This window comes from Kaistella sp., from assembly GCF_032060305.1.
In the GTDB taxonomy this organism is placed as follows: domain Bacteria; phylum Bacteroidota; class Bacteroidia; order Flavobacteriales; family Weeksellaceae; genus Kaistella; species Kaistella yananensis.
In genome coordinates, this window is sequence record NZ_DAMBHK010000018.1 from 31283 (window position 1) to 35127 (window position 3845).

General features: G+C 39.2%; 5 protein-coding genes. 2 read left to right on the top strand and 3 right to left on the bottom strand.

Annotation, left to right across the window (positions count from 1 at the left end):
* Together V5N63_RS04230 and atpD are read right to left on the bottom strand one after the other, a co-directional pair.
* A partial coding sequence (locus V5N63_RS04230) for a F0F1 ATP synthase subunit epsilon (RefSeq protein ID WP_332032941.1) occupies window positions 1-224 on the bottom strand: 224 nt, incomplete at its 3' end.
* A 55-nt stretch (window positions 225-279) separates the two neighbouring features.
* Window positions 280-1791 (bottom strand): F0F1 ATP synthase subunit beta, encoded by a 1512-nt coding sequence (gene atpD / locus V5N63_RS04235; protein WP_332032942.1) that lies wholly within the window; start codon window positions 1789-1791, stop codon window positions 280-282.
* A 101-nt stretch (window positions 1792-1892) separates the two neighbouring features.
* Here atpD and V5N63_RS04240 point away from each other — a divergent pair, with 101 nt between their 5' ends.
* A complete protein-coding gene (locus V5N63_RS04240) occupies window positions 1893-2813 on the top strand; it encodes a bifunctional riboflavin kinase/FAD synthetase (RefSeq protein ID WP_332032943.1) in 921 nt (306 codons plus the stop codon).
* On the opposite strand, the gene V5N63_RS04245 is transcribed toward V5N63_RS04240, so the two are convergent.
* Window positions 2810-3163 (bottom strand): MmcQ/YjbR family DNA-binding protein, encoded by a 354-nt coding sequence (locus tag V5N63_RS04245; protein WP_332024378.1) that lies wholly within the window; start codon window positions 3161-3163, stop codon window positions 2810-2812. The genes V5N63_RS04240 and V5N63_RS04245 overlap by 4 nt on opposite strands.
* Before the next feature lie 89 nt (window positions 3164-3252).
* Here V5N63_RS04245 and V5N63_RS04250 point away from each other — a divergent pair.
* Window positions 3253-3845 (top strand): NAD(P)H-binding protein (locus V5N63_RS04250; RefSeq protein WP_332032944.1); only part of this gene is annotated, 593 nt, incomplete at its 3' end.

A 3845-nucleotide genomic window follows, 5' to 3' on the forward strand; every position in this document is an offset into this window, starting at 1 on the left:
GGGAAAGAAAATACGCTTTCTTTTTCGTTTTCTTTCGTGAAATTTTTCGCGTATTTGTCATCTATTTCGTTGGTAAAAACTCTTACTTTACCACCGATTAATGACGCTACGATTGCCGCGTGATCTTTCATAATATGGAAATCGCCATTTTTTCCGGGAAGTAAAACTGATTTTACATCACCTTCAAAAACTACAAATTCCGGGGTTAGTATCTTTATATTCATTATAAATTGCTTTTGGCTTTTGGCTAATCGCTAGTGGCAATAAGCCAGAAGCAGTTTATGCGTTTTCAGCAAGCATTTTCTCACCAGCTTCAATCGCTTCTTCGATGGTTCCTTTCAGGTTGAAAGCAGCTTCTGGTAAGTGATCTAATTCACCGTCGATAATCATGTTGAAGCCTTTGATGGTATCCTTAATATCAACCAACGCACCTTTCAGACCTGTAAACTGTTCTGCAACGTGGAAAGGCTGAGAAAGGAAACGCTGTACTTTTCTTGCACGGTAAACTGAAAGTTTATCATCTTCTGAAAGTTCTTCCATACCAAGAATCGCGATGATATCCTGTAATGCCTTGTATTTCTGTAAGATTTCTTTTACTCTCTGTGCACAGTCGTAATGCTCATCTCCTAAAATTTCAGGAGTTAGGATTCTTGAAGTTGAAGCCAATGGATCAACCGCTGGATAAATACCTAATGAAGCAATTTTTCTGTCCAATACGGTAGTTGCATCCAAGTGAGCAAATGTGGTAGCCGGAGCTGGGTCAGTTAAGTCATCCGCAGGTACGTAGATCGCCTGAACTGAAGTAATAGATCCGTTTTTAGTTGAAGTAATTCTTTCCTGCATTGCACCCATTTCAGATGCCAAAGTTGGTTGGTAACCTACCGCAGAAGGCATACGCCCAAGAAGTGCAGATACCTCAGAACCTGCCTGAGTAAAACGGAAAATGTTATCAACGAAGAACAAAACGTCTCTACCTTGTCCTTGTCCGTCACCGTCACGGAAATATTCAGCGATTGTTAAACCTGAAAGTGCAACACGTGCTCTTGCTCCAGGTGGCTCATTCATCTGTCCGAAAACGAAAGTACATTTAGAGTCTTTCATTTCTTCCATATTAACTTTGGATAAATCCCAACCTCCATTTTCCATAGAGTGCATGAATTCGTCGCCATATTTAATGATGCCTGACTCAAGCATCTCTCTCAAAAGGTCGTTTCCTTCTCTGGTTCTTTCACCTACACCGGCAAAAACCGAAAGACCACCGTGCCCTTTTGCAATATTGTTAATCAATTCCTGGATCAATACTGTTTTACCAACACCTGCACCACCGAACAAACCAATTTTACCACCTTTTGCATAAGGCTCTACAAGGTCGATTACTTTAATTCCTGTAAAAAGAACTTCTGCAGAAGTGGAAAGCTGATCGAATTTTGGTGCTTCTCTGTGAATTGGTAAACCGCCGGTTTCTTTAGAAACTTCCTGAATCCCGTCAATAGCATCACCTACAACATTGAAGAGACGTCCGTAAACACCTTCTCCTGTAGGCATTGTGATTTGTCTACCTTGTGAAACTACCTCCTGGCCTCTCTGAAGCCCGTCGGTTGCATCCATTGCGATACATCTTACAGAATCTTCGCCAATATGCTGTTCTACTTCAAGAATTACCTTGTTACCATCAGTTTTAGTGATTTCCAGTGCGTCGTAGATTTTCGGAAGCTCTGTTGCATCTGCGAAAATTACGTCGATTACCGGACCGATAATTTGAGAAATTTTTCCTTTAATTTGGTTTGCCATTGCTAATTTTTTCTTGAGTGCAAATATAATGAAAGTTCCCAAATCTGCAATTGCTTTAAAAGAAGATTTTTATCATATTTGCACCATCAAAAAATCTTCTTTTGAAAATCATCAAAAATCTTCAAGATTATTCCCCAAAAACTCCCTTGGCGCTTTCCATCGGAATGTTTGACGGGGTTCACCGCGGGCATCAAACGATCATCAAAAATCTGAATATCGCGGCCCAAAACAAAGATCTGGAATCGGCAATTCTTACCTTTTGGCCTCATCCGAGAACGGTGTTCAGCCCGAGTGATGATTTAAAACTGCTGAATACGATTGAAGAAAAAACTTATCTGCTCGAAAAAAACAACGTAGAGCATCTTTTTCTTAAAGAATTTGATGAAGAATTCCGGAATTTGACAGGCGAAGAATTTGTGAAACAGATCCTTGTTGAAAAACTGAACGTGAAGCATTTAATTATCGGTTACGACCACACGTTCGGGAAAAACAGGAGTGGCGATTTTAATCTTCTTCAGAAAATGTCTTCTGAATTTGGTTTTGAAGTGGTGCAGGTTGAAGCTGTAGATTTTCAGGACCGACATATCAGTTCCACCCAGATCAGAAATGCGCTGATGAATGCTGATATTATTGCAGCGAATGAAATGCTGGGATATCATTATTCTGTTTCTGGAGAAGTAGTTCATGGGAAGAAACTGGGCAGAACAATTGGCTATCCTACAGCGAATATTTCGGTGAATCTGATGAAGTTTTTACCTAAAAAAGGAGCTTATATCGTTGATGTTTTTGTGCAAAACAAACAGTTCAGAGGAATGCTGAGCATCGGAACCAATCCAACGGTAGATGGAAAGTCGCTTTCGACAGAGGTTTATATTCTGGATTTTAATGGAGATATTTATGGTGAAGCCATTTCGGTAAACTTTCGGCAATTTCTACATGATGAAGTAAAATTCGATGGCTTGCAACAGCTTATTGAAAGGCTTGATGAGGATAAAAAGCTCACAGAAAATTTTGAATTTTAACTGTTTTCTACTTCTACTTTCATTTTTTTCGTTAGGGATTCAAAAATCAATTCGTACGAAGAATCGATTAATTTCATAATCAGCTCACGTTTCAAACCTTCACACATCACCGAATTCCAGTGCGTTTTGTTCATGTGATAAGCTCCGGTAATCTGAGGATATTTTTCGCGGAGTTCTGCGCTCCACTCCGGATCGGTTTTTACAGCAATACTAAGAGGTTGTTTTTCTAAAGACATCAGTAAAAACATCTTCCCTCCCACTTTCATTACCAAAGTTTCTTTATCAAAGGGAAAAGTTTCTTCGACTCCTTTTTTGGCAAGACAGTAATCCAGAATTTCGTTGGCATCCATATTTTTTAGTAAGAATTCAATCAAATTTAGTAATTTTAATAATGTAAAATAATACTCATTTATAGTTACCTATCACTTATAATAAAAATATGAAGGCACTTATTATCGGCGCAACCGGCGCAACGGGGAAAGATTTGGTGAGCCAATTACTTACAGATAAAGGTTACGATGAAGTAAATGTCTTCGTGCGGCGACCTTTAGCTGTTGAAAACCCTAAACTTAAAACGCATATCGTAAACTTCGATAAACCTGAGGAGTGGAAAGATTTAGTAAAAGGAGATGTCGCCTTTTCCTGCCTTGGAACAACACTCAAAGCCGCAGGAAGCAAAGAAGCCCAGCGAAAAGTAGATTACGATTATCAGTACAATTTTGCAAAAGCCGCGAAAGAAAACGAAGTGGAAGATTATATTCTGGTTTCATCCTATGGAGCACACCCAAAATCTAAACTTTTCTATTCGCGCATGAAGGGTGAGCTTGAGCAAAGTATTAAAGATTTGCATTTTAATAAGTTAACGATTTTCCAGCCAGGAATGCTCGAAAGAAAAGATTCAGAAAGAACCGGGGAAGTTCTGGGTGGAAAAATTATAAAATTTGCCAATAAATTCGGCGTTCTGACCCAACAGAAACCTTTACCGACAGAGGTTCTGGCGAAGGCAATGATTAATTCCTCCAAGATAAAGTC

Excerpts from the sequence above, each read along its gene's own strand:
- V5N63_RS04245 (WP_332024378.1), bottom strand. The coding sequence starts at position 3,163 with ATGGATGCCAACGAAATTCTGGATTACTGTCTTGCCAAAAAAGGAGTC.
- atpD (WP_332032942.1), bottom strand. The coding sequence starts at position 1,791 with ATGGCAAACCAAATTAAAGGAAAAATTTCTCAAATTATCGGTCCGGTA.